Source organism: Comamonas sp. Z1 (assembly GCF_008121555.1).
In the GTDB taxonomy this organism is placed as follows: domain Bacteria; phylum Pseudomonadota; class Gammaproteobacteria; order Burkholderiales; family Burkholderiaceae_C; genus Comamonas; species Comamonas thiooxydans.
On sequence record NZ_VOQT01000061.1, the window covers coordinates 1 to 1,071 of the forward strand.

The 1,071-nt window shown below is 56.1% G+C and carries 1 protein-coding gene; it reads left to right on the top strand.

What is annotated here, in order from left to right; genetic code table 11:
* Window positions 1-110: 110 nt before the first annotated feature.
* Window positions 111-1,071 (top strand): IS481 family transposase (locus FSY45_RS27710; protein ID WP_003072982.1); only part of this gene is annotated, 961 nt, incomplete at its 3' end.

Here is a 1,071-nt window from a genome sequence, read left to right on the forward strand (position 1 = left end):
TGTCGGGTCCCGGACGATTGGCTGCTTAAAAACAAGCGTCCGTTGCTGCATGGCCGAGAGGTACTGCAAGCAGTTCTGGCAACATGGCAATCCCGTGCCAAGGAGTTGCCATGCTGATCAGCCTTCACAAGAACGCTACGACCACACCTGCCACCCGTTTGGCATTGCAGCAAGCCAGTGGTACTGATCGAGAGTTGGCGCAGCAATACGGGATTGGCATAGGGACCGTGCGTAAGTGGCGGGGCAGAACCACGGTGCATGACGCCAGCCACACGGCCCACCGCCTGCAAACGACTCTCAATGCAGGGCAGGAAGAGCTGGTTATTTATCTGCGCAGCCAGCTGCGGCTACCTCTGGATGACTTATTGGCGGTGGTGCGAGAGTTCATTGAGCCGGCCATGAGCCGCTCGGCGCTGGATCGCTTGCTGCGCAGACGAGGCCACTCCAGATTGCCCGTACAGCCCAAGCCTGAGGGCGAGCACAAACCCTTCAAGGCGTATGAGCCTGGCTATGTACATGTAGATGTGAAGTACCTGCCCCAGATGCACGATGAGGACAAGCGCCGCTATGTTTTTGTTGCCATCGATCGAGCTACACGCTGGGTGTTCATTGATATCAAGCAGCACAAGACGGCAGCATCCGCCAAAGCCTTCTTGGCTGCCGTACGCAAAGCTGCAGCGTTCAAGATCCACACCATCCTCACCGACAACGGCAAAGAGTTCACAGACCGATTGTTTGGAAGCCGCACACGTCAGCCCTCAGGCGAGCACGAATTCGACCAGTTATGCCAAGCATTGGGGATAGAGCATCGGCTGACCAAGCCAAAGACGCCACAAACCAACGGCATGGTTGAGCGCTTCAATGGCCGCCTGAGCCAGGTGCTGCGCTCGCATCACTTCAACAGTGCAGAGGATTTGGAGAAGACACTGCACAGGTTTGTCTGGCTGTACAACCACCACTTGCCACAAAAGGCACTGGGGCATGAAGCCCCAGTCCAAGCACTCAAAAAATGGAAGATGAAAGCTCCTGATTTATTCGTCAAGAACGTGCGTAATCATCCGGGACCCGACA